The organism is Alkalinema sp. FACHB-956, from assembly GCF_014697025.1.
Lineage (GTDB): Bacteria > Cyanobacteriota > Cyanobacteriia > Leptolyngbyales > Leptolyngbyaceae > Alkalinema.
The window spans coordinates 15,255-40,468 of record NZ_JACJRC010000025.1 but is presented as its reverse complement, the minus strand read 5'-3'; the positions used below and the strand labels follow the sequence as shown (position 1 = coordinate 40,468).

Genomic DNA, 25,214 nt, shown 5'->3' with positions numbered 1-25,214 from the left:
GAGGCCACCAGGCACGCCCCTTCACATTTCCCTCAAGTTTTTTCGGTATCTAGTAAAGCAAGGTCACAACCGCCGATCGCCTGATTCATCGCTTTCACTCTAGGGAGACTGCCAGCTATGATCCGTTTACCCAAACCCCAGCCGCCCCTCCCAGATCAACAAGCCACGCCACCCGCCGCCCAGCCCTTGGGCAAGGCCCCCAAGCACCAGCCTCCCCCTTGGCCTTGGCCACCGCCTAAACATTGGCTCAAAGGGCTGCTCTGGGGGACAGTCGGTACGATCGGGGTAGGTATCATCGCCAATGCCCTCAAACCGGTGCCTGTGGTTGTGCAGGTGGCCACTGTTCAGCGCGGCGATTTACAGGTCACGGTGAATGCGGAGGGTAAAACGCGAATTCACGATCGCTTTGTTGTCGCCGCCCCTGTCAGCGGTAGATTGCAAAGAGTGGCCTTGGACGTGGGCGATCGGGTGGCAGCCGGGGCCGTCATTGCCAAACTTGATCCCCTTTCGTTAGCAACCTCGGTACAGCAGATCCAAAGCCAATTGCAGGAGTGGAAGGCCCAACGGGATGGCGTAAAAACGCAACGCCCCAAAGCCGCCGCGATCGCCCAAGCCCAAGCCCAAATTCAAGCCGCCCAAGCCAAGCAGCAGCAAGCGCAAGCCCGAGTTAATCAGGCCCAAGCCCAACTCGATCAGATGACCCGCGATTGGCAACGCGATCGAGCGCTAGCCGCCATAGGCGCAATTCCTCAGAAATCGCTGGAATCTTCTCAATTAGCCATGATTACGCAGCAGAGAGAATTAGAAGCGGCCCAATTAGCCGTTGCAGCGGCAAGTTCGGAGATCAAAATGACCCAAGCGGCCTTGGGAATCTTGCAGCAAGAGCAAAGCGACCCTGACTATTTACTGCAAGTCTATGATGCCAAAATTGCCAGTGCGGAGGCAGAGCTCTATCGACTGCAAGAGGATGCAGCCCAAACCATCGTTCGATCGCCGATTACGGGCCAAGTTTTATCGATCGATCGCAAGAGCGCACAGTTTGTCGCAGAAGGCACTCCCATTGTGTCTCTGGGGGACATTAGCAAGCTGGAGTTAGTGATTGATACCCTATCGAGTGATGCCGAAAAGGTCAAGCCCGGTCATGTCATTTTAGTCACCCAGGGAAATCAGCCACCGATTCGAGCCTCCGTGCAACAAGTGGAGCCCATGGCCTTTACCAAAGTATCCGCCTTGGGAATCGAAGAACAACGGGTCAATGTGATTGGTCAATTCAGCAACCCACCCAAAACCCTGGGAGATGGCTATCGAGTTGATGTCAAAATTGTGATTTGGGAAGGCCGCGATCGGCTACAAGTGCCCTTAAGTGCCCTCTTTCGCTGTCAGAAAAATCTGGCAGATTGGTGTCTGTTTAAGGTTGACGGCGGTAAAGCCCAACAGCAACCCGTTCAAATTGGGCAACGCAACCACCTGATGGCCGAGGTCAAGCAGGGGCTACAACTGGGGGATACAGTGATTCTCCATCCAACAGATAGTGTTAAACATGGAGTCCTTGTTCAGGCAGACATGGCCAAGTAACGATCGAGCAAGACAGGCCCAGAGATCCCCAACAACAGTTCCCCATACAGAATTACCCATAACAAAGCGGGAGACAGCTTAGATAACTGACTCCCGCTTTAGGTCTCATTTTCAGTCTGCTGCAAGGTTGCCTCCTTAACCAACCGGACTATGGGTTGAGTAGCAACTGTCCTCCGTTGTTGTGTCCTTCGGGACTTCCGTTCAGCTTCTCTTATCTATCCGCGCTATAGTTCAGAGACTGGCTGCTTTTTGGAGGGGAGGGCTGACTACCTAGCCCACTTATATAGTAGCGAATTTATTGGACTGTGGTTAGGGAGATCCCACGATCGTTACAGATCGAAAAATATCTAATAGCAATAAAACGACTCATGGGAACTCCACAACATTCACAATCAAAATAGAAATTTTTAGGGAGATAATAACTTCAACGCTTGAATCAACGCAAAGCGAACATCTTCACCACTTGTCACGAGTTGAATCCCAGGTTCTCCCAGCTTCAGAAACCCTAAGTTCTGTTCTCGACCACTGACTAAAAAGTCATTGATCGCAACGCGGTAAACCCGTTGAGGTTCCAACGGTTTGCCCTGAATTAACCAGACTGGCTTTGTGGCATCCCGCTGCACATTTGCTGTTTGCAAATACCCACCATTGCCGCGATTGGTTTGGCCAATTTCTAGCACTTTCTGCAAAATATCACCGCGTAGGTTGACCGTCAGCACTTTGCCCCCAAAGGGTAAAATCCGAATCACATCGTACTGGGTAATCGGCCCCGCTGGAATGACATCATCAATGCGAATGCCACCACTGTTGAAAATGGCTAATTCCGTGCCCTGTCGCGATCGCAGCATCGATTGAGCAATCAGATCGGTTAAGGGCGTGGCTTGGTTACGAACCACACTTTCTCGCCCATCTAGGGCCATTCGGATCGTGGCAATCACCTGTTGCGGTTCAAACCCATCGGTGCGAAACCCCGCAAACCCCTTGTTAACCCACTCCTGGACGACTTGTGCTGTCCGACGATCGTCCGGTAGATCGGCAGTAATATCCCGCAATTCTGAAGCGATCGTCAAACAGCGGGTCGTCGTGTCGTAACTTAAGCGATGGATATAGGCTGTTACCGCATTAGCATCTGCTTTAAAAATGGGCGTTTTGGACAGGGGACATTGGGGCGATCGGGCTGGGCGCTGGGTCAGCCGCCACTGCTGAATATTTTCATGCTCATGGCCACCCAAAATCAAATCGAGTTCTGGCACCGCTTCGGCCAACTGGCGATCCTGATCAATACTCAAATGGGTTACAGCCACAAGCACATCTACACGATCGCGTAACGCCTTGACCTGTTGACGTGCCGAGACCAGAACATCCTGATACTGCACATAATCCACCGGATTGGAAGCAATTGTTAAGCCCATTAAACCCACCCGGACAATTGTACCTTGTGTCCCTTTCAAATTGAAGACCACAGACTTTGGCACATTGGGGAACGCAGCACCTTTTTTATCCAGTACATTACTGGAAAACCATTGAAATTTAGATTCTTGTAAGCGTTGATTAAATTGCTGCTCTGAAATATCGAATTCATGGTTGCCAAAGGTGGCATAGTCAAGTCCTAACGCATTCAAGGTAGCCACCATCTGGCGACCCGCCAACCGATCGCCATCTACCTTTGCAGTTCCCAGCGCAGAGGGACTCAGGAAATCTCCAGCCAAAATCGTATACGTGCGCGGGTTCTCTCGCAACAATTGTTGCCGTAGGGTCGCTAGGCGTGCTAATCCACCACGTTGGCCCCCTTGCACAGGTGTAATTTCATAGACATCATTGAAGTGCAATAAATTCAGCTTCACCACCTCAGCCCAAGCGGGTAAAGCAACGCTCCACACTGCTAGTGCGATCGTCACCCGTTGTCCAACTCGCCAGCCCTTCGTTAATCGATCCATTGATTTATCCATTGATCAACGTTTACATCATAGAATTCCTAGGGCGGTTAGGAGCAGGGCAAGGGAAATTTGCTAGAAAAAGCCTGTACTTTGAGGCATCAAGCAGGGGAGTCATCAAGCAGGGCGAATCAAGCAGGAAGTAACAGGGATGAGGCAGCAGCAGAAACCTCTAAGGCCACTATGAAAATTGATGAAAATTGCGGATGAAGCAATAGAAAACGTTACCCCATAGGGGATCCCGGTCTGCTAGCGTTCATCCGCAATGGGATATCTGCAACATTTAATGCAAGATTTAATGCAACAGTGAATGCAGCTGCAATGACTGTTGTGCTGACTAGGCGTTGTTCAAGGACAAGAGACGATAATCCCGAATATAGAGCGGCACATCCCCCACCTGACGACGTAATCTCGATTCTTCCATCGTTTCATCAAAAATTAACATCGTCTCACGACCAACCTTGAGCCAATCTTCGTAGGGCACACACATATCTTGCTCAAAATTCCCCGTACTAGGACGCTTCATTGCCTCCGGTAAAATCATCGATCGGTAAGGTTCATTAAATTTCCGACGGAACCGGAAGTCGATCGAAATCCGTAATCCATGGGAAACTCGCCGCACCGTTTGATGCAAGCCACGTGCATCATTGAAATACATGGTGCCATGCTGCATTTTGGCTTCATCATAGGAGACCACCATGGGAATGTCGCGTCCATCATTGAAATCGGACATGAGACGCATGGCCGGTAATTCCATGTCTCGGGGCATTTCTCCCGCTTCGATCGTGATATTGTCAATGTCACCAAATAAGGGCAGAACAACCACCGTTGCATCCGGGTGAACCCCATTCCAGACATCACTATGACGTTTCATACTGGTAAATGGCAACTTCAAGACCTCAGCACTGGTTTTGCCATAGACCATGCGAAGATTGACTGGAAGATCAACCGCGTCAATCAGATCATTCGCACCTAGTTGGAAAAAAGCATCGGCCACACTTTTCTGAAGCAGGTTGAAGGCTAGGATGTGCTCTTTCTTAGGAACTAGTAGACCTGTCCCTAAGTAGTTGGGTAGTAAGTTTTGCTCCCGCGCTTCGAGCAGCCGCTCAATCATTTCTTGTTCAGAGAGAATGATTGGACTATTCAAACAGGCAGAGATGTATCCAGCTGCAGCGATCCGAATTTGCTGGAATAGTTCTGGCTGGAGCGTATGTTCAAACAGTAAACGGTACTGATGACGGGTTGCCATCCGGCTCGCTAATTCGTTGAATAAGCGATCGCCTAGCTCAGAAAACACCATTGCCTGTTCTTGGCTAATTTTCTGAGTCCAATCCTGAGTCATTACACTTTGCGACATAACACTCCAACGATCGTTAAAAATGACAACAATGAATTTCAGCCCTTGATCCAGATAATTCTTATGCAGAATATTTCAACCAATTCTTTAGATTGGCGACATTCAAATGAGATCACACCGCTGACTTGATACAGGATTTGAGTCGAGTAAAATAGTTCGCAGGCAAACAAAGCTGCTACTCTACGATCTTGCCTCAACCCCTCCATCTAGCTTCAAGTATGCAGTTGAGAATGCTAACCAACCCATTATTGGTAAATTAACAAAGGGCTATTATCGGGTCTAAGTTATATCTATTAAAAAATAAACTGTATTTCTAACGAATTTTCATACGTGTAACCACAGAAATCCGTATCTAACCCTAAAAAAGATACAATCTCCAATGACATTGGATGTTATGTTGACCAAACTTTAGAAAATATTTAACATTGCATGACTTACTAAGTTCCTAGATTCATGACATTTAGGCTCCCAGTTTCTCGGTTCATCCAGCAAACATTTGGCTAATTCAGCAGACATTGATAGATTAACCTGCTGATTCAACAGTGACCTTCACTTAGAGCAAGTTATATCCAATTTCCGAGAAATTACTGAGAATTTATAACTCAGCACTTTAGGTTTTGGAGAACTACTGAGACGAGTTAGTTAAATCATTGCAATCGGTTAACCTAGGGAAGTTGAAACTTCAAAAATCAGTAAAAAGTGAATCTGGGGTTCTACCCATTCAAGTTTGATCTGAAAAATGTCATACTCATGAAATCAGTATTATCTCCAGTATTTTCCAGCTAACTAGAATATAGGGCTAAGTGTTCTGTAGTATTTTGACTCACCGCATCACTCCAGATTCTAGTTGTTAGCTCGATACATTGATCCAGACTTTCCTACACCTATGTCAGCACCATCGTCCTCCACTCAGAACTTATACGATCAGTCAGCTTCCCGCTGGATTCGAGGGGAACCCATTTCGCTTTCAGATTTCACTGCCAGACCTATTGTTCTAGGCATGTGTGAGCCGGTTTTGGGCCAACGAATTCTTGATCTAGGGTGCGGAGAGGGTTACTGTAGCCGAGAATTGATGCGGCGGGGAGCCCAGGAAGTCTATGGCATTGATCTTTCTGAGGGCATGATTGCAGCTGCGGTAGAACAGGAAAAAGTTGATTCTTTCGGAATCCATTACGAAGCAGGGTGCGCTACTAATTTAGCCCATATCGCAGATGCCAGCTTTGACAAAGTGCTGGCTGTGTTTTTGTTCAACTATCTAACCGTTGAACAAATGCAGCAATGCATGACAGAAGTCATCAGGGTGTTACGACCACAAGGTCAATTTATTTTTAGTGTTCCCCATCCAGCATTTCCTTACATGCGTAAGGCTGACTATCCCTTCTATTTTCAAGTTGAAGAAACTAAGTATTTTAGTCAACGTAACCACATTTTTCCGGGTCGAATTTGGAAGCGTGATGGAACTTGGCTGGATGTTCAACTCGTTCATAAAACGCTAGAAGACTATTTTGAGGCACTTCGTAGGGCTGGTTTTCAAACGTTGCCGATCGTGCAGGAACTCAGGGTAACGCCTGAACATGTTCAGTTAGATGAAGCCTTCTTTCAGCCCCTCGTTGATTTTCCACTTCACTTGGCCATACAGGTTGTACGATGAAAATTGAGACTTCCCCCTTCATTCAAACTTTTCGCGATCTGGCTCACAGCCATGAGCTTTGGCAACATCCCTTTTTAAAACGATGCCGTGAGGGGCAACTGACGTTACCTGAAGTGCAGATTTTAGCAGTTCAGATGTACAAGTTCTCCAAGGAATTCAATCGAATTCTAGCCAGCATTTTATCTTGCTGCCCCGATGAAGAAGCTCAGTGGATCATTCTAGACAACTTATTTGACGAGATGGGTCAGGGAGATCTTAGTGCCACCCATCCAGAGCTCTTTCGACGATTTACTAGAGCGATCGGAATTCCCGACGCTAACTTACTAGAATTTCCAGCAACTGTAGAAACCCAAGCCATGATTCAAACGTATTTGAGTCTGGCCCATCAATACAACTATCTGGCAGCGTTAGGAGCCATTTGTTTCGCCTCAGAAGGAATCGTCCATTCTCTGTATTCCCAACTCTATCAAGGGATCCAAGGTGCAGCTCCGTTGACTCGAGAGGATTTAATCTTCTTTGAGCTGCACATTGATGTGGACGATAGTCATGCCGCTAAGTTATTAGCATTGTTGGAACCCCGGATTCAAAATGAGAACCAGGCGATCGACATTCATCGTGCCATTTTAGAAGCTCTGGATGCACGGGTTCAGTTTTTTGATGGAATACAACGGCGGATTGAGCAAATGCAGACTTTCACGTCTTTAGCATGCCGACCAGCCATCCCATCCAACCGACTGGCATTCCAGCCCCTAGTTTATAGTCACTCAGCCAGTTAATCTCGTAAAGGAGGCTGAATCACTCAGGCAATTGTATGGATTGATTGCCTGATGGCCTCCAGTTATGGTGACTAGTGGCCCCATTCGTTTGGCCCCATTCGTTAACAATCTTTTATTCTGCACAGTAGCGATTTTGCGAGGTTAGCAGGGCACAATAACCCATATCCAAGACTTGTACTAGCTACATTTCTCCAAAGCTCTGTACAGTCATCTCCAGTTGTCCCAACTAGCTAATTCTCTATATCCTAGGAGGCTCCGAATGTACGGACTCGTGAATAAGGCGATCGCGGATATGGTGAAAAGTCATTTTGGTGAACCAGTCTGGCAGGAGATTCGTGACAAAGCGAATGTAGAAACTGACACGTTTATTCGGATGGAGGGCTATCCAGACGATGTAACCCATCGGTTAGTCAAAGCAGCAAGTGAAGTCTTAGAACTTTCCCCCGCCCAAATCATGGAGGCTTTTGGTGAATTTTGGGTACAGTTCACTGCTAGTGAAGGCTATGGGGAACTCATGGATATGAGTGGAGATGATTTGCCTGAGTTTCTCCAGAATTTGGACAATTTACATGCTAGGGTGGGCGTCAGTTTTCCAAAGTTACGGCCTCCTTCCTTTGATTGTAGTGAAATCGATGATCAAGTCTTAAGTCTTGAATATCGATCAGAGCGCGAAGGTTTGGCACCAATGGTTGTAGGTTTAGTGAAGGGATTAGGAGCACGGTTCGAGACAGAAGTAGACATCTCCCAAGTCGAGAGCAAAGAGTCAGGATCCGACCACGATGAGTTTCTAATTCACTACAAGCCACAAGCCTAATTCTGTTGATTAAGATGACTTCTTCAATCACTCTTCCACCTCATATCTTTGCAGAAGCTTTTCCATTCCACTTTATTCTTGACTCTGAGTTGAATATTGTTCAGGCTGGCTCAGTTCTTCAACGGGTTTGTCTCAATTCTCTAGTCGGCAATTCATTGGAACAATTTTTTGAAATTACTCGCCCCAAAATTACCCTGACCTTTGAGGCCATCAAGAAACAACGCAAATCTCTCTTTCTTTTGAATTCCATCCATAGTGAGATGCAGCTTAAGGGGCAAATGATTTACCTGGAAGAAGGTAATTTACTTTGCTTTTTAGGATCTCCTTGGATTACGGATACGTCTGGCTTGGAGCCATTAGGACTGAAGCTGAAGGATTTTGCAATTCATGATCCGATCGTAGACTTTATATTTCTTTTGCAGGCTAAAAATACATCTCTTAATGATGCTAAGCGTCTCACTGAAGAACTACAGCAACAACAACTTCAGCTCAAAAATGCTCTGCGGATTAAAGAGAATCTTGCTAAAATTGCTGAATCACAGGCAAAACGCTTAGAAGAAACTCTACGAGATTTACAAGATACTCAGGCACAACTCATTCAGACTGAAAAAATGTCAGGATTGGGTCAAATGGTAGCTGGAATTGCCCATGAAGTCAATAATCCTGTCAATTTTATTCATGGCAATTTGTCCTATGTTCTAACTTATTCAAATCAACTATTAGATTTAATCGCCCTCTATCAGAAAGTTTATTCGAAAGAACACCCAGAAATTGCGGAGTTGATTGAGGCGATTGATTTAGACTTTTTAATTGAAGATTTTCCACAAACCATTCGCTCCATGCAAATGGGAACTGAACGAATTCGAGAGATCGTCAATTCTTTACGAACCTTCTCGCGATTAGATGAAGCAGAACGAAAAGCAGTTAACTTACATGATGGATTAGAAAGTACACTATTAATTTTAAAACACCGATTAAAGCCCCATGGACAACGCCCTGCCATTGAAATCATTAAAGATTATGGAGCACTTCCCTTAGTAGAATGTTTTTCGGGGCAGTTGAACCAGGTTTTCATGAACATTATCGCTAATGCGATCGATGCCCTGGAAGAACACTATTTTCAGGTATTGAATACGACTGGTATCAAGGTACCCTTAAGAATCTACGTTTCAACTGTTGTCAATACAGATAACAAAATTATTATTAGGCTTGCTGATAACGGATCGGGAATTCCTGAATCCGTTCGTGGCAAAATTTTTGATCCCTTTTTCACGACGAAGCCGATTGGGAAGGGAACCGGATTAGGGTTATCCATTTGTTACAAAATCATCGTTGATACCCATGGAGGGAGTTTAACGTGTAAATCAGCTCCTAACCAAGGGACAGAGTTCACAATAGAATTATTTACCACCTTACCGATTCAAAATACAGATCAAAAGTTAATTGAACTGACAGAGATTGTTGGAGAGAGTAGTGTTAAAGAGAGTAGTATTGAGAGATGTTTGCCAATCCAACCCTCTGAGACACTCTCTGACAAGTTGATTAGAACACTCAATGAAGTGGCCTCTAACGAGCCCTGGAAATATAACTCAACGGCATAATCTCTTCATCGATCAATTGCTTTTCTGATAAAACTTTGATTGTTATAGATTACTGAAAAAACAATCTTATCTAGAGTTTGATAAAGCCATCATGATTGGTAAATTATAAGAATTTTGGCCATTCTCAAGTTTATGAGAGATCCAGTTCCGTCATCTTACGGATTTAGAAAGATTGTCCGTAGTGCAGTCTAAGAGAGTAGAATTCGTAAAGTGCTCCGATGAAGTTTCAATCGGTCTTGGGTGTCTTGGTAGGCATGGTAGGAAGCATGGCAGGGGGCCTAGTAGGAGCCTCTGCCCAAGTGATTCCCGATGGCACATTACCGACGACCGTCACCCATTCCAATGCCGTAGATTTTACGATCGACAACGGAGCACGATCGGGAAGCAACTTATTTCATAGCTTCAACCAATTTTCAGTCCCCACCGGCGGGTCTGCTGTTTTCAACAATGCGTTGGATGTGCAGAACATTTTTGCGCGGGTGACCGGGGGGACTGCATCGACCATTGATGGAGTCATTAAAACCAATGGTTCTGCCAGCTTGTTTCTGCTCAATCCCAGTGGCATTTTGTTTGGCCCCAATGCCGCACTGAATCTTGGTGGTTCGTTTGTGGGTACGACTGCCAATAGCATTAAATTTGCGGACGGGGTGGAGTTTAGTGCAACCCATCCTGGGAATCCACCGCTCTTAATGATGAGTGCACCGATCGGGCTACAAATGGGACGTTCTCCCACCACGATCGCGGTACAAGGCAAAGGCAATGATGCGATGTTTCCCACGGCTAATCTAGGTCTAGTGAGCAGTCCTGGAACAACCCTAGCTTTAGTCGGTGGGAATATCACGTTTGCTGGAGGTGTGGTCACTGCACCATCTGGAAGAATTGAACTGGGTGCGGTAACTAATGGGACTGTCGGCTTGGCGAAGACTCCTGTGGGTTGGCAATTGAGATATGCCCAGGCTCAAGAATTTGGGACTGTGAATTTAACCCAGCGATCGTCCCTGTGGGCTCCAGCAGCTGTGACCAATCCCTTTGGTGGGATTCAAGTTGTAGGACGGGATGTGGTCCTAAACCAATCTCAAATTGCCGCCACCGCGATCGGGAGTGTGACCAGTGGCAATATCCAGATTCACGCCCAGCGATCGCTGAGTCTCGGTGGTCTCCATGTCAATGCCCAAGCTCCCAGCGCTTGGATTGTTAATTTAGTGGGCCAGGGAGCCGCTGGCAATAGCGGGGCGGTTAGCGTTCAAACGGGAAACTTAGTGTTGCAGGATGGTGCTGCGATCGAAACCCTTAGCCTGGGTTCTGGTAAAGCAGGGGACATTCAGGTTCAGGCAGAGACGATCTCCGCAAATGGCACCGTTGCCGTCAAATCTCCCTTCTCTCCGATCGGGAGCAGTAGCAGTCGTATTGGCAGCAGTGTTTATGCTTCTGGATCAGGGGGCAATTTGAATATTGCTGCGCGGCAAATCCGACTCACCGATAGTGGTTTTATCGGAACATTAGGCTTACCTAGTGCAACAGGAACGACAGGCAATGTCACAGTCACGGCAACGGAAGATATTACTGCCAGTGGAATCAGCGCTCTAAGTTTGATTTCCAGTGGTATTGCCAGTGATACATTTGGGCGAGGACATGGGGGAACTGTTCAACTTTCTACGGGAACACTGCACCTCACGGATGGGGCTCAAGTGGGAACCATAACCGCAAGGCTAGCGGGCGTTCCAGGTTCGGGACTGGGCAATGCAGGCGATGTAACCGTGACCGCTCGAGAGTCCATTACCCTCAGTGGCACCAGCCCGGATCGTCCCAATCAAATCAGCTACTTGGGCAGTGGAACCATTGGGGCCGGTCATGGGGGAACAGTGAGGGTGATTGCGCCCAGACTGCTCCTGAAGGGGGGAGCCGGATTAGGTACTTCAACATTACCCGTAGTCGGAAACTTAGGCGATCGCGCCCAAGCAAATCATTTAGGCAATGCGGGCGATGTGCTGTTGCAGATTGCCGATTCGATCGAAGTCAGTGGGTATCATCCGTTTCCCATTCTCCCCAGCTCACTGGGCAGTTTCACCTTTGGGAGTGGTCATGCTGGTAATGTGATTTTGCAAACCACCCATCTAGCAGCACGGGATGGAGGCAGTATCCTGAGTGCGACTTCTGCAACGGGAAATGCAGGAAATTTAACCATTGAAGCCAAAGATATTTTGATTGATCATTACGCTTCGATCGCGACGAGCGCTTTTCTTGCAGATTCCGTTGGGCAGCAATTTTATAACCTGCCCGATCGTCCCACTGGAAATACAGGGGAACTCACTTTAAATACAGAAAAACTAATCATTCGTAATCAGGGAATGGTGAATGTATACCATCGTGGCATTGGCAATGCAGGGCAATTAAATATTCAAGCTAATCAAATCATTTTAGATAGTGGAAATATTCGGGCCTCCACCTTTTCAGGGCAAGGGGGAGATATCCAACTCCAAGTCCGTGATTTGATTTTGCTGCGTCACGGTAGTCAAATTACAGCGACTTCTGGGGGCAGTGGGAATGGCGGCAACATCAAGATTCAAAACCAATTTCTGGTAGGAACTGAGAATAGTGATATTGTTGCCAATGCTTTTCAAGGACAGGGGGGCAATATTCAAATTACGACTCAAGGCATGTTTGGCCTTGCCTACCGGCTACAGCAAACTTCTGAGAGTGACATCACTGCAAGTTCTGAGTTTGGGATTAATGGAACTGTAAAAGTAAATACAATTGAAAACAGTCCCAATGCTGTCTTTCCGGAGTTACCTGTCAATGTAGCTGATACGAATCAAAAAATTGCAACTGGGTGCTCTAGCAAACAAACAGGTCAATTTATCCTGACAGGTCGAGGGGGCCTACCACTCAACCCAAATCAGGAAATGATGGTAGCGCTTGTGTGGAATGACCTCCGCGATATATCGACCTATCAAGGACATCGAGGCATTGTTGTTGCAAGTCCTGTAAATCAGCCCACTTTAGTTCAAGCCTCTGGTTTTCAACGGAATACGGACGGCTCGATCGAACTTGTCGCCAGTCCTACTTCCGTTCCCGCAGCTACGATCGCCACCTGCGCCGGATCAACAATCATGACTGCGACTGCAAAGACAAGATCGAGCTAAAACCCTGAATTCCGTTAGTTGGCTGAACTGCAAGACAAAATTACTGGGCACTCTAAAGCAGAAGTGAATGGAGTGATCCCATGAACGTTCGGTCGATCGTGAGTGTATTGACATTATTGGTAGGCTTAGGGGCAGGGATAGACTTTGCCAAGGCTCAAGTCATTCCAGATGGGAGCTTACCTACAACAGTAACCAGTCCTAATGCACTCGATTTTACGATCGACAACGGCGCACGATCGGGGGGCAACTTATTTCACAGCTTCCGCCAATTTTCAGTCCCCACCGGCGGATCTGCTTTTTTCAACAATGCGTTGGATGTGCAGAACATTTTTGCGCGGGTGACCGGGGGGACTGCATCCAACCTTGATGGACTGCTCAAAACCAATGGCACTGCCAATTTATTCCTACTTAACCCCAGTGGCATTTTATTTGGCCCCAATGCCTCACTGAACCTAGGGGGCTCATTCATTGGAACGACTGCCAGTAGTATCCAGTTTGCGGATGGCGTAGAATTTAGTGCGACCCATCCTGGAAATCCCCCCCTCTTAACGCTGAGTGCACCTGTTGGACTACAAATGGGGGCAAGCGCTGGGAGCCTGCAAGTCCAAGGTCAGGGACATAATTTGCTACATTCCCGCAACTTGGCCGACCCTGTAATCCGCAACCCGCAGCAAAAGGGACTCAGAGTGCTACCGGGTCAACAACTCGCCCTAATCGGCAATGGGATTCAATTGAGTGAAGGGGCAATCATTGCAGAAAGTGGACGGGCAGAATTGGGCAGTATTGAAGCGGGCATGGTGGAGTTGACACCCCTTCCAGGCAATAACCAAACTACCTCACAATGGCAGTTTAGTTACCTAAGAGCCTCAAAATTGTCGGATATTCGGCTGTCCCGTGCTGCGCTCGTTGATGTGAGCGGCGATCCGGGGGGTTCAGTTTCACTCAATGGAAATGGCATCTATCTTCAAGACAGTTCCATTGTTCTCAGCCAGCATCGAGGTCGCAAATTAGCCGGAACTATCCAGGTCAACGCTGATCTCTTGGCATTGAGTGGAGCCTTACCGAATAAAGATCAAAGCCTAATTTTGACGGAGAACTTAGGAACCAGTACAGGTGCTAACATCACTGTTTCAGCACGACAAATCATTGCTCAGGATGGAGGAGAGATTCTTTCGACCACCTACCAAAACGGAGGACGAGGGGGGAATATTACGGTTAATGCCAGCGAATCCCTGCAATTTTTTGGAGTGTCGCCCTTTGATGGCACCCGCTTTAGTGGAATTGGGGCACCTTCTTTTTTTGGGGGAGGAAAGGGGGGCGATATTACGATCGCCACGCGAGACTTTTGGGCTCAGAATGGCGCAGGGGTAATTTCTCGGGTTTTGGGTGGCCAAGGGGGTGGCAATATTCGGATTACCTCTGAAACCATTGCATTAATTGGCGAGAACCCAGTTATTTCGGGCAATGCCAGTATTATTTCATCCACCTTTTCAGGAGGAGATGCCGGTTCCATTGAAATTGATACAGGTCGAATTTTCTTACAAGCATCCGGTGCCATTTCTGCCAGTACTTCTGGTAAAGGCAATGCTGGTAGTGTCACGATTCATGCTCGGGACTCCATTGAAATTGATGGTTCAGGGGTAACCTTAGCATTGCCCAGTCGAATATCCACCTCGGGTCAGCTCCTGCCCGCGCGATTTCGACAAGTTTTTGGCTTACCGGCTGTGCCGACGGGGAATGGAGGCAATTTATTCATTACAGCCCCTAGCATTAAAGTGAGTAATCAAGGATTCATTGCAGCGGAAAATGTCGGACGTGGCAATGCTGGATCGTTAAACATTCAGGCTAATGAAATCATCCTTAATCATAAAGGCCAAATTAGAACTTCTACAGAAGTGGGACAAGGGGGGATTTTACAGCTGAATGTTCGGGATTTACTGCTATTACGCAATAATAGCTTAATCAGCGCGAGGGCAGGAGCATTGGGCAGTGGAGGGAACATTACCATTGATTCACCAATCATGGTTGGATTAGAAAATAGCGATATTATTGCTAACGCTGTGAGAGGACGTGGCGGAAACATTAATGTCACTACGCAAGGTCTGATTGGATTAAGTTTTAGCAATACATTAACCCCACGGATTGATCCTAGAAATGACATTACTGCAAGCTCGGAATTCAGTGTGAGTGGCAATGTACAAGTAAATAGTATTGGAACAGATTTGAACGTAGGTACTACAGAGTTACCCATCAATTTAGCCGATGCTAGCCAAAAAATTGCAACGGGATGTTCCACCCAGCAAGGCAGTCAATTTATTGCCACAGGCCGAGGGGGATTACCGCAGAATCCCAACGAGGACATCGCATCTTATTTCCTGTGGGATGATCTGCGGGATCTCTCAGCCTATCGCAAAAGTCAAGGCCGTTTGGCTCCAGTTCCTGCCACACAACCGCCCTTGATTCAAGCTTCTGGGTTCCAGCGTCATGCTGATGGCTCGATCGAATTAATTGCCCAATCCACCCCCCTTCCGGCAACTTCGATCGCCACCTGTAGTTACGAAAGGACCTCCATGGCTTCTGCAAGCGGGGCATCGTCCCATTGAAGCTTCCTGAAACTTTTATGAATATACGAATACAAATAGTGCTAGGTTAACCAATGCTGGGGTAACCTAAGATTAATTTTGTGTCGAGGTCGCCATGAGGACTCTACTCATAATCAGGAGTGTACTCCTGTTAGGGGGAATTGCCTTAGGAATACCAGGTGTCATGCTACTTCATGCACCGAGGGCGATCGCGCAAGTGACTCCCGATGGAACTTTGCCAACTCACATTACCAGTCCCAATGCCCTCGATTTTACGATCGATGGAGGTGGGCGATCGGGTAGTAATTTATTTCACAGCTTCAGTCAATTCTCAGTCCCCACCGGCGGATCGGCCTTTTTCAACAATGCGCTAGATGTACAGAACATTTTTGCACGCATCACAGGGGGAACTGTATCCACCATTGATGGACTCATTAAAGCCAAGGGTTCTGCCAGTTTATTCCTACTCAATCCCAGTGGCATTTTATTTGGCCCCAATGCCGCCTTAAATTTGGGGGGGTCTTTTATGGGCACTACTGCCGATCACTTCAGATTTGCTGATGGCACCCAGTTTAGTGCAGTGAACCCATCTCCCCCCTTACTGACAATGAGTGTTCCCGTGGGATTGCAGATGGGAGCCAATCCCGGTGCCATTACCAACCAATCCATTGATTTCGGCGTTCCCGTTGGCAAAACGCTGGCCTTGGTTGGGGGCGATATCTTCCTTCAAGGCTCTGGCCCAGCAGGCTATGCCCAACTCTATGCGCCGGACGGTCGTCTGGAATTGGGCAGTGTAGGAGCCCATAGCGAAGTTGCGATCGTACCCAGTCCCTCCGATTGGGCCTTAAATTATTCCGGAGTGCAGAACTTTCGTGACATTCACCTCACTCAAACGGCATACGTTGGGACAAATGGTAAGAGCGGCGGCAGTACTCAAGTCCAAGGTCGTCGGGTGAGTCTGTCCGAAGGTTCCTGGATTTACTCTGACACGACGGGTTCGGGGCATGGGGGCAACCTACAGGTCTTTGCCTCAGAAGCCCTTTCGCTTGACCGGGGATTCATCAGCACCTACGTGTATGACACCGCCTCGGGACATGGCGGGAGCGTTAAGGTTACCACACCTAACCTGGTTCTCAATCACTCCAGTGGCATTTATGCTGAAACGGGTGGAATGGGGCATGGAGGGAATCTCACAATTGATAGCGACACCGTTAAAGTCTTTGGGAACCCCGATGGTAATGGGAAACCCAGTTTTCTATCTACGCAAACCTTGGGTGATGGTCAAGGAGGAAACCTGACCATCAATGCCCAGCACTTCTATGCAGAAAATTGGTCTAACATTGGAACAGACAATGCTGGGGGAACGGGCAATGCTGGCAATCTGACAATGAATGTTCAACAGTTAACCTTAGTCAATGGGCCACAAATCGCGTCCAGCACCTTTGGTCAGGGGAATGGTGGCAACGTAATCATTAACGCTACAGATTCCATGGAGGTGCGAGGATTTAACACTGGGGCTAAAGGTCCTTTTTCCAGTGGGATTTTTGCCTCAGCGGAACCCGGTTCAACGGGCAATGCGGGGAACCTCTTTATCCAGACCCATCGCCTCAGTGTGACCCAGGGAGGAAAAATTGCCACTAATCTAGTTGGTTCTGGCAATGCGGGAAATATGGTCATCCGGGCTCAGGAGATTGAAGTGGCCGATCCTCTTGTAGACTTCACAGGGGCTATCAGCGGCATTGTGGCTTCGGTGGTGGAAGGAGCCCGTGGCAATGGAGGCAATCTGGATATCCAAGCGGCTCAACTGCGCGTAGTGAATGGCGGACAAATCACGTCCTCTACCGATGGACAAGGCAATGCTGGGCACATTAAGATTCAGGCAAATCTCATTGATCTCAGTGGCACTTCACCGGATGGGCAATACCGCAGTAGCATTGCGGCCAAAGCCAGTAGACCGTTTAGCGCAGGATCAATTACGTTGAACAGCGATCGCTTAAATATTCAAGATGGAGCCGAAATCACCGTCAGTAATTCCAGCACAGGCGATAGCGGACAACTCACGATTCAGACCCATTCTCTAGTGCTCGATCGCGGTGGCACGTTACGCGCTGAAGTGAATGGAGGAAGCCAAGGGAATATTCAAATTCAGGCCCGTGATCTGGTGTTACTCAAGCAGGGGAGTAGCATTGTGACTAGTGCCACAGGGCAATCTAAGGGCGGCAACATTTCCATCAATGCTCCGATTATTATTGGATTAGGGAACAGTGACATTATTGCTAATGCTACCCAAGGTAGTGGTGGAAACGTTAATATTACCACTCAAGGGATTTTTGGATTAAAGGATCGCGATCGCTTAACGTCCGAAAATGATATTACTGCTAGTTCTGAGTTTGGAATTAAGGGCACGGTGCAAGTTAATACGATCGGAATTGATCCCAACGTAGGGTTAACGGAATTATCCGTAAGCGTCGTCGATGCGAGTCAAAAAATTGCTACAAGCTGTTTTGGTGCAAAAGGCAGTCAATTTATTATCACCGGGAGAGGCGGATTGCCAGACAACCCCACGCAAGAGAGTATGTACAATCTCACTTGGTCTGATCTCCGTGATTTCTCAGCTTCCCAAAATACCGCTTCCCAAAATACCACTTCCCAAAATACTGCTTCCCAAAATACTGCTTCCCAAAATACCTTAGTGAGCATTGCAGTCCCCATCCCGATCCCCCAATCCCCTTTAGTGCAAGCGGCTAGGTTTCAACGTAATGCCGATGGCTCGATCGAACTGGTTGCCAATTCAAATCCTCTCACCGCCTCCTGGGGAGCGACTTGTAGCAGCTATTTTCAGTAGATCGAAAATTGTGCTAGCAGATAACTGAGCGTCGCGACTAACGTTTCCTGGCAATGCACTGTATGGATAGCCAAGGTGACTCGTTTATTGCGGCAAATGACATAGGCAGTGGCGTAGGCAAAAAAGGTCGTCCTCCCAGCCTTGGCTTGCGAGCGATACAAATAAGGCGCGGCAGCAGGCGTGACTTGACCGTAGCAGGGAATCAGATTCAGGTCAATGGCAGTGAGTTGTTTGTGTTACTGGTGTCGGGTAATCCGAGGGGATATGCGACTGGACAAGGCTCCATACAGCAGCTCCCGTTGACTTATCCCCAGTCCTGCCGGGGGCAAACCGATCGACTTCAGAAACTCGCGACGCTGCATCATTATTTGTAAGGAAACTGGCTAGTCTTTGGTGATTACCAGCCTGATTATAGCCCGCCATTCCCTCTCGCTTCTTGTGCATAAAAGGCCCCACAAAGTTTTGAGTAATTTGAATAATTTCCTGACTGGCTCCTGATACAAAATTGAACACCTCATTACCGTCAATTTCACGAGGGGGCTGTCTATGGCTCAAAAATTTCGACCTTGGTTCATTACACTCTCAGCAAGCGTTGCAGTCACTAGCTTTTATCATCGACCTCCATTGGCCCATGCTGGTGGATTTGATGCCCCCTCCAGCCAATATCCTGCATCTTTCACCTCATCTGGGGATTCATCAGGTTTAAATTCTATCCAAGCGAAAGCTCCCAAACCGTTAAATTTCAATTGGAAGCAGTGGGGTGAACCGTTTCACCAGGGCGATCGAATCTGTCGGGAACAACAGGGGAATCTTGTTTGTTTAAGTCCACAGACCGCGCAGCAAATGGGTTGGCAAGTGCGATAGGGATTTCAAAATATTAGACAGGGCAAGCGCGATCGTATTTTTTAGGAAATGCGATCGCTTTTTCATTGGGGCACAGCTCGATCGTGGATCGTAGAAGCGTAGCAGTTCTGCGCCTGCAACTCCACTGCACCAAGCGCTTCAAAAAATATCCCAAAAAGTTTCCCAAATTTGAATAACGGAGCTGAGTTTTGCAGATACCTAAATGAAGGGGGGAACGAACAGATAACTAAGCCTCTTCAATCCACATACTCTATTCAATTAGTTCACTCACCATGTTGAAGTCCCGTACCAAAACCTTTGCCTTTGCAATCATCCCTGCACTACTTTCTGCCACTGCTGTAGCGGGTCAGGCTCAAGCTGAAACCTTATCGATCGGCGGCAAAGCACTGAATACCAATCGAGCCTTTAGTCGGATTGACGGTCAACCCCGCGTCACAATTTGGGATAGAGTATCTGGTGATCCTGACCAAGACTTCCAGCGTCTCCAGGGCAATCGGGGTGGGGTTCTGCTGAAAAACCGAACGACGGGGAACTGTATCAATGCTTACCGTAAGTTCAATGGTGCAGAATTCAACACCTGGCCTTGCAACCCCAACGATCCCGATCAAAACTGGCAGATCAACAGCTTAGGTAGTAATCTCGTACAACTCAAACTAGTGGGAACCAATCTCTGCATTGATACTCCTACCCGGACAAATGGCGGCAAGGTGCACTTATGGGGATGCGACGCTAATAATCCCAACCAGCGTTGGTTAAGTTCTAACGGCACCATTAACTCACCATCTACGCAAAAAGCAGAGGAGTTCTTCCGTTGGGCAAACGGCCAGTATGCGATTTCACGTCTTGATAATCTAGGTTGGGACTCGCGAGGGCAATGTGTGACTCTGGTTGTACGCTACTTGCAGGAAGTTTTCTTTAACAGAAGCACAGCTACAAGGGCTTATGGTCATGGCAGAGATGTTGCTGGAGGAGTAGCAAGGCAACACTCTAATTTGTTTGAGCCCTTAACGAATCAAGGGCTACCCAAGCGCGGTGCAATCATTTCTTTCACTAGTACAGGAGATTTTACACAGTATGGTCATGTTGGCATTGTTATGGAATCTCGTTCTTTCAATGGACAACGTCAAATCAAGTTGATGGACTCTAATGCCAATGGAGGCGCGCCCAATACTTCTGTTCGCACAACTGATTGGATCAATATGGATAGCTATTCAGGTAGAGTTGTTGGTTGGACTAATCCACGTTAATTCGTATCTGATGTTTAGTTAAAAAAGCGATCGCGCCTGTAGGGAAGGGCGATCGCTTTTTCATTGAGGCAAACCTCGATCGTGGATCGTAGAAGCGTAGCAGTTCTGCGCCTGAAATTCCACTGCACCAAGCGCTTCAAAAAATATCCCAAAAAGTTTCCCAAATTTGAATAATGGAGCTGAGTTTTGCAGATACCTAAATGAAGGGGGGAACGAAAAGACAACCAAACCTCTTCAATCCACATACTCTATTCAATTAGTTCACTCACCATGTTGAAATCCCGTACCAAAACCTTTGCCTTTGCAATCATCTCTGCACTACTTTCTACCACTGCTGTAGCGGGTCAGGCTCAAGCCGAAACCTTCTCGATCGGCGGCAAAGCACTGAACACAAATAGCCAATTTCGTCGAATTGATGGTGAACCTCGGATGTCAATTTGGGATCTTGTGCGCAATGACCCTGATCAGGATTTCCAGCGATTACAAGGAAATCGAGGAGGTGTTTTACTTCGTCATCGGACTACTGGTAAATGCCTCAATGCCTATCGTCGCTGGAATGGTGCTGAATTTAATGTTTGGACTTGTAATCCCAACGATTCTGATCAAAACTGGCAAATTAACAGTTTAGGCGGTCAAGCAGTTCAGCTTCGATTAGCTGGGACTAATTTCTGTATTGACACACCAACGAGAACAAATGGAGGCAAAGTTCATCTATGGAGTTGTGATAGTAACAACCCTAATCAGCGTTGGACTGTCTCAACTACACAACTTCCGCAGATCCCTCCATCAGCTCAGCGAATTCTGGATGCAGTAAAGCGTGTTAATCCAGAAGTAAACTATCGCTTTGACGGAAGCTACACTTACTGTAATTGGTTTGCAGGAGATGTTCTGCAATTATTAGGTGTACCTGTGCCTCGAGTCAATTCTACGGCATCTTGGAATTATTACAATTCTGTAGTTTTCGACAGACAGCAAAAACCTTTCCTTGCTGAACATTTTCACAGATTTTTCCAGGCCGGTGGAAATGGTCAATGGAAATTAGTGGATGCTGCAACCGCAGTCAATCGAGCGAATCAAGGAAGAATTGTGGTTGCTACGGCAGATGTTCCTCCAGGTGGAAGAGATGGGCATATCGCAATTGTTATTCCAGGTGGATCAGGGACTAATGTCAGAATAGCTCAAGCAGGTCTCAGAAATGGCAGTAATCTCAGTGTAAAAGAAGGGTTTGGAGATCGGACACCATCCTATTTTGAGTATATTGGGCCACGTTAACTGAACTCATCATCAGTATCAGTGAACAAGTTTGACTAGATGCTTTGATGACGCGATCGCCCCTCTCCTCCTTCCGCAAATTTAGGGGCGATCGCATTTCTCTTCACCACCTGCCACCACTGCCATGACCACCTTATCCCTACAACAACAACTCAAAAACCGATCGATCACCCTAGAAGCAGCCCTACAAGCGATCGTCAGTCCCACCGGCACCGTCGCCTTAGACCTCGTAGACACCCCCCTCTCTAACCACTGCTTCAAACAACTGCGGCAGACCCCACTGCCCGTCCTGCCCCTCCTCCTCTGGCAAAACCGCTACTACCTCGGTTCTCCCAAAGCCTTAGATCACACCGAACTACAAACCCTCAAACAGCGACTTAACACAGACATCGAAATCATCAGAATCGATGAGATCAGTTATCGCAAATGGTATCGCCAACACACGATCGACCACAAAACGATCGCCACTGCAAAACTGATCAACCCCCTCACCGGCGAAGCAGATACCGAAGACATCACCGAACTCACTGAACTATCCCTCGCCCAAACCGACAATCAAATCGAGCGCGTCAAAACCATCATCGCCTCAGCCCTACGCCACCGAGCCAGCGATATCCACCTAGAACCCTCCGCAGAAGGCTTAAAAGTTCGCTATCGCATTGACGGCATCCTACGCACCGTCACCACCCTGCCCTCCGACATCAGCCGCAAAGTCATCGTCTCCATCAAAGTCATGAGCGAGATGGACATTGCCGACAGCCGCCGCCCCCAGGACGGTCGTATGGCCGAACAATACATGTCCCCTGACCAACAGGAGCAAGGACTCGATCTGCGTGTCAGCACCCTTCCCTGCGTCAGTGGTGTAAAAGGCGAAGCAGGCGAAAAAATCGTCATGCGTCTCCTCCGACAACAAAACTCCTTCCAAACGATCGCCGACCTCGGCTTCAGCGATCGGGCACTCTCCATCTACCACTACTGGCTCAGCCAACCCCAAGGCTTAATCATCTACACAGGCCCCACTGGTTCCGGCAAAACCAGCACCCTCTACACCAGCATACAAGCGATCGCCCAGGACTCCAAAAACATCACCACCGTTGAAGATCCCGTCGAATACATCCTTCCCGACATTACCCAAACTCAAGTCAACGAAACCGCAGGCATGACCTTCGCCGCAGGGTTACGCGCCATTCTGCGCCAGGATCCCGACATCATCATGTTGGGCGAAATCCGCGACCATGAAACCGCAGAAACCGCAGTCCGCGCCGCCCTCACCGGACACCTCGTTCTTACTACCCTACATACGAATGACGCCGCTGGCGCAATCCCCCGTTTAAGGGATATTGGCCCAGAACCCGGATTAATTAGTGATGCTTTATTAGGCGTCGTCGCCCAGCGTCTTGTCCGTCGCGTCTGTCCCCACTGTGCAACCCCTTACACCCCCACCGATGCCGATCTCAAGGTCTTAGGATTGCAACCCGAAGACGCCAATCCCAAAGCTTGGCGCAAAGGCAAAGGCTGTGCCCACTGCTTTCATTCCGGTTATCTAGGTCGAGAAGCCTTGATCGAACTCCTGCACGTTGATGAAACCATCCGACAAATCATCTACGACGGCTCCATGGTGCAACTCAACCGCTACCTCCAGGAAAGCGAGTTCCAGTCCTTCCGCCTCGCCGCGATCGACAAAGTCACCCAAGGCATTACCACAATCGAAGAAATCAAGCGCGTCCTGCCCTTTAGCGCCCTGCATTCTAAATTCAGTCATCCTGTAGCTACCCACCCAACCGGACAAAGAGTCGCGAATTTAACCAGGGTCAGTTAAATTTTTCACTTTTGAGGGAAAACTAGTATAGTTTTTTAAACCCCCTCGATCGTTGCCTATGCTCCCCCTCGATCAAGAACTCAATGCCCTGATTGAAGAGGCTCGCCAGCACCCACGCGATAGCATTGCCCGGAAACGGATTCTCAACCGAGTCGCCGCAAAAATTCAACAATCCGGAAAACTGCTCAAGAAAGATAGCAACCAGCGCTATTACGAAGATGCAGTCATGGATATGTGGGTCTACTTTATGAATAATGTTTGCGAAGCAACTACCGCAAACTCGGCCTATGACCCCGCCAAGAGTCCGGATGGTAGTGTTATTACTTGGCTCAACGTCTATTTAAATTTTCGACTGAAGGACAGCAGTAACCGACAACGAAAAGAAGATAGCCAAAGAATTTGGAAAAAGTTTGACCCCGAAACTAATGACTCCATTGATCCGATCGATAACCTAGCCGATCCTAATCTTTACGACGCTGACGAATCAGAACTGATTCAAATTCTTCGTCAATGGTTGACCACGGATCCTGACCAAAAGCTCAGTCAATGTTATCCGAAGAATCAACCCCTAGCGTCCTGTAAAACATTAATTCAGGCCAGATTATTACCCCCAGAAATCGATTGGAAAGATCTCGCTCAAGAATTGAACTTACCCCTGCAAACCTTACACAGTCACTTTCGACGCCACTGCCTCAAGCTACTTCAAGCCTTTTGCCACTCTCAAGGTTTTTATGACTAACCCTTCATCACAAAACGACTATGAACTCCGAACTTTACCTGACTTTTCCCATTACCGCTGACATCCGCGATCGCGCAGCCCAGTTTGCAGAACCCGTCCGCCACGATCGCAAGAAGTACGATCGGATTTATCGCAATACGATCGCGGTTGGTTTAATGCATTATTACGTCTCACAATTTTTGGGCATTGCAACCGATCTCGCTCAAAGTGAGAGTTGGGATCTTGCCAGTCGATTAGTTCTCGATGTGGCCGATCTGTGGATTCCTAACATCGGTTCGATCGAATGCCGCACGGTAGAACCAGGGGAATCCGTTTGCTTAATTCCCACAGAAGCTTGGGAAAACCGCAGGGGCTACGCTGTGCTTGAACTCAATTCAGACTATACCGCTGGGAAAGTGCTCGGTTTTACGCCAGCCCTGAATCCTCAACAACCTGGAGTTCTTCCATTAAACACATTACAATCGATCGATGCCTTACTAGACATCCTCGAAGCCTCTGAGACGCCCTCTCTGCAAGCAACCATTCAAACGTCCATCACCAAGCTCGGCAACTGGTTGCAGGGTGAGTTCAATGGCGCATGGCAATCCCTCTCAGAAGGGTTTCAGCAACTCGCAGCCCCCCAACCGGAAGTGGCATTTAATTTCCGGCGTAGCCCATCGAGTGAAGCTTCCCCCTATCGTTCTGCGGTACAGGGCCAGAGAACATTGATCCTCAAGCAGCTGCCCTTGGCATTAATCGTTCACTACAGTCCTGAGGCAGAGGGCGATCGCATTCAGTTAAGTATTAAAGTTTGTCCAACGGACGATCGGATTTCCATTCCGCCCGATTTACAACTGATTGTGAGTTCAGGAGAGACGGTTCTCAAAGCCGCCCAGCGGGATATTGGCAATTACGTTGAAAAACAACTCAGGGGAACCTCAGGCGAACAGTTCAAAGTTCAAGTCCGGTGGCGGGACGCTGAATTTACAGAAGAATTCGAGATTTAAATGTAAGAA

The 25,214-nt window shown here is 47.9% G+C and carries 17 protein-coding genes and 1 pseudogene; 15 read left to right on the top strand and 3 right to left on the bottom strand.

Annotation, left to right across the window (positions count from 1 at the left end; translation table 11 throughout):
* The first annotated feature begins 117 nt into the window (after window positions 1-117).
* Window positions 118-1,575 (top strand): HlyD family efflux transporter periplasmic adaptor subunit, encoded by a 1,458-nt coding sequence (locus tag H6G21_RS20265; RefSeq protein ID WP_190575298.1) that lies wholly within the window; start codon window positions 118-120, stop codon window positions 1,573-1,575.
* A gap of 407 nt (window positions 1,576-1,982) precedes the next feature.
* Here H6G21_RS20265 and H6G21_RS20260 read toward each other — a convergent pair whose 3' ends face one another.
* The gene (locus tag H6G21_RS20260; RefSeq protein ID WP_190575296.1) at window positions 1,983-3,512 is read right to left on the bottom strand and encodes a bifunctional metallophosphatase/5'-nucleotidase; all 1,530 of its coding nucleotides are present in this window, start codon (window positions 3,510-3,512) and stop codon (window positions 1,983-1,985) included.
* 334 nt (window positions 3,513-3,846) lie between these two features.
* Entirely contained in the window at window positions 3,847-4,866 is a 1,020-nt protein-coding gene (locus tag H6G21_RS20255) for a hypothetical protein (protein ID WP_190575294.1), read from the bottom strand.
* Between the two features lie 886 nt (window positions 4,867-5,752).
* Between H6G21_RS20255 and H6G21_RS20250 the strand changes: the two genes are divergently transcribed.
* From H6G21_RS20250 to H6G21_RS20220, 7 genes are all read left to right on the top strand, one after another.
* Window positions 5,753-6,517, top strand: coding sequence for a class I SAM-dependent methyltransferase (locus H6G21_RS20250; RefSeq protein WP_190575291.1), 765 nt, complete (start codon window positions 5,753-5,755; stop codon window positions 6,515-6,517).
* Window positions 6,514-7,293, top strand: coding sequence for an iron-containing redox enzyme family protein (locus H6G21_RS20245; RefSeq protein ID WP_190575288.1), 780 nt, complete (start codon window positions 6,514-6,516; stop codon window positions 7,291-7,293). Before H6G21_RS20250 ends, H6G21_RS20245 begins: the two co-directional genes overlap by 4 nt.
* 259 nt (window positions 7,294-7,552) lie before the next feature.
* Window positions 7,553-8,107, top strand: a complete 555-nt coding sequence (locus tag H6G21_RS20240; protein ID WP_190575286.1) for a heme NO-binding domain-containing protein — start codon at window positions 7,553-7,555, stop codon at window positions 8,105-8,107.
* 14 nt (window positions 8,108-8,121) lie between these two features.
* Window positions 8,122-9,708, top strand: a complete 1,587-nt coding sequence (locus tag H6G21_RS20235; RefSeq protein WP_190575284.1) for an ATP-binding protein — start codon at window positions 8,122-8,124, stop codon at window positions 9,706-9,708.
* Window positions 9,709-9,926: 218 nt separating this feature from the next.
* Complete coding sequence (locus H6G21_RS20230; RefSeq protein ID WP_190575282.1) at window positions 9,927-12,851, top strand: filamentous hemagglutinin N-terminal domain-containing protein; 2,925 nt, start codon at window positions 9,927-9,929, stop codon at window positions 12,849-12,851.
* An 80-nt stretch (window positions 12,852-12,931) separates the two neighbouring features.
* A complete protein-coding gene (locus tag H6G21_RS20225) occupies window positions 12,932-15,454 on the top strand; it encodes an S-layer family protein (protein ID WP_190575280.1) in 2,523 nt (840 codons plus the stop codon).
* A gap of 163 nt (window positions 15,455-15,617) precedes the next feature.
* Window positions 15,618-18,278 (top strand): S-layer family protein, encoded by a 2,661-nt coding sequence (locus H6G21_RS20220; RefSeq protein ID WP_190575278.1) that lies wholly within the window; start codon window positions 15,618-15,620, stop codon window positions 18,276-18,278.
* A gap of 65 nt (window positions 18,279-18,343) precedes the next feature.
* Here H6G21_RS20220 and H6G21_RS26350 read toward each other — a convergent pair.
* Window positions 18,344-18,439: pseudogene (locus H6G21_RS26350) on the bottom strand (ISH3 family transposase); the annotation flags it as partial.
* Between the two features lie 24 nt (window positions 18,440-18,463).
* Here H6G21_RS26350 and H6G21_RS26345 point away from each other — a divergent pair.
* The 7 genes from H6G21_RS26345 (at window position 18,464) to H6G21_RS20185 (ending at window position 25,205) form a co-directional block, all read left to right on the top strand.
* Window positions 18,464-18,652: a hypothetical protein gene (locus H6G21_RS26345; RefSeq protein WP_347278047.1), complete on the top strand. Its 189-nt coding sequence runs from the start codon at window positions 18,464-18,466 to the stop codon at window positions 18,650-18,652.
* Window positions 18,653-18,824: 172 nt separating this feature from the next.
* A complete protein-coding gene (locus H6G21_RS20210; protein WP_190575274.1) occupies window positions 18,825-19,142 on the top strand; it encodes a hypothetical protein in 318 nt (105 codons plus the stop codon).
* Between the two features lie 272 nt (window positions 19,143-19,414).
* Window positions 19,415-20,389, top strand: coding sequence for a ricin-type beta-trefoil lectin domain protein (locus H6G21_RS20205; protein ID WP_190575272.1), 975 nt, complete (start codon window positions 19,415-19,417; stop codon window positions 20,387-20,389).
* 270 nt (window positions 20,390-20,659) lie between these two features.
* The gene (locus H6G21_RS20200) at window positions 20,660-21,661 is read left to right on the top strand and encodes an RICIN domain-containing protein (protein ID WP_190575270.1); all 1,002 of its coding nucleotides are present in this window, start codon (window positions 20,660-20,662) and stop codon (window positions 21,659-21,661) included.
* Window positions 21,662-21,785: 124 nt separating this feature from the next.
* On the top strand, window positions 21,786-23,480 hold the full coding sequence (locus H6G21_RS20195; protein WP_190575268.1) for a GspE/PulE family protein: 1,695 nt from the start codon (window positions 21,786-21,788) through the stop codon (window positions 23,478-23,480).
* Window positions 23,481-23,538: 58 nt separating this feature from the next.
* Window positions 23,539-24,219, top strand: coding sequence for a sigma-70 family RNA polymerase sigma factor (locus H6G21_RS20190; protein ID WP_190575266.1), 681 nt, complete (start codon window positions 23,539-23,541; stop codon window positions 24,217-24,219).
* A 20-nt stretch (window positions 24,220-24,239) separates the two neighbouring features.
* On the top strand, window positions 24,240-25,205 hold the full coding sequence (locus H6G21_RS20185) for a DUF1822 family protein (protein WP_190575264.1): 966 nt from the start codon (window positions 24,240-24,242) through the stop codon (window positions 25,203-25,205).
* Window positions 25,206-25,214: the final 9 nt, after the last annotated feature.

Bases quoted from the DNA above. Each gene is read 5' to 3' on its own strand.
- H6G21_RS20265 (WP_190575298.1), top strand. From the start codon at position 118: ATGATCCGTTTACCCAAACCCCAGCCGCCCCTCCCAGATCAACAAGCC.
- H6G21_RS20260 (WP_190575296.1), bottom strand. From the start codon at position 3,512: ATGGATCGATTAACGAAGGGCTGGCGAGTTGGACAACGGGTGACGATC.
- H6G21_RS20255 (WP_190575294.1), bottom strand. From the start codon at position 4,866: ATGTCGCAAAGTGTAATGACTCAGGATTGGACTCAGAAAATTAGCCAA.
- H6G21_RS20250 (WP_190575291.1), top strand. From the start codon at position 5,753: ATGTCAGCACCATCGTCCTCCACTCAGAACTTATACGATCAGTCAGCT.
- H6G21_RS20245 (WP_190575288.1), top strand. From the start codon at position 6,514: ATGAAAATTGAGACTTCCCCCTTCATTCAAACTTTTCGCGATCTGGCT.
- H6G21_RS20240 (WP_190575286.1), top strand. From the start codon at position 7,553: ATGTACGGACTCGTGAATAAGGCGATCGCGGATATGGTGAAAAGTCAT.
- H6G21_RS20235 (WP_190575284.1), top strand. From the start codon at position 8,122: ATGACTTCTTCAATCACTCTTCCACCTCATATCTTTGCAGAAGCTTTT.
- H6G21_RS20230 (WP_190575282.1), top strand. From the start codon at position 9,927: ATGAAGTTTCAATCGGTCTTGGGTGTCTTGGTAGGCATGGTAGGAAGC.
- H6G21_RS20225 (WP_190575280.1), top strand. From the start codon at position 12,932: ATGAACGTTCGGTCGATCGTGAGTGTATTGACATTATTGGTAGGCTTA.
- H6G21_RS20220 (WP_190575278.1), top strand. From the start codon at position 15,618: ATGCTACTTCATGCACCGAGGGCGATCGCGCAAGTGACTCCCGATGGA.
- H6G21_RS20210 (WP_190575274.1), top strand. From the start codon at position 18,825: ATGGCTCAAAAATTTCGACCTTGGTTCATTACACTCTCAGCAAGCGTT.
- H6G21_RS20205 (WP_190575272.1), top strand. From the start codon at position 19,415: ATGTTGAAGTCCCGTACCAAAACCTTTGCCTTTGCAATCATCCCTGCA.
- H6G21_RS20200 (WP_190575270.1), top strand. From the start codon at position 20,660: ATGTTGAAATCCCGTACCAAAACCTTTGCCTTTGCAATCATCTCTGCA.
- H6G21_RS20195 (WP_190575268.1), top strand. From the start codon at position 21,786: ATGACCACCTTATCCCTACAACAACAACTCAAAAACCGATCGATCACC.
- H6G21_RS20190 (WP_190575266.1), top strand. From the start codon at position 23,539: ATGCTCCCCCTCGATCAAGAACTCAATGCCCTGATTGAAGAGGCTCGC.
- H6G21_RS20185 (WP_190575264.1), top strand. From the start codon at position 24,240: ATGAACTCCGAACTTTACCTGACTTTTCCCATTACCGCTGACATCCGC.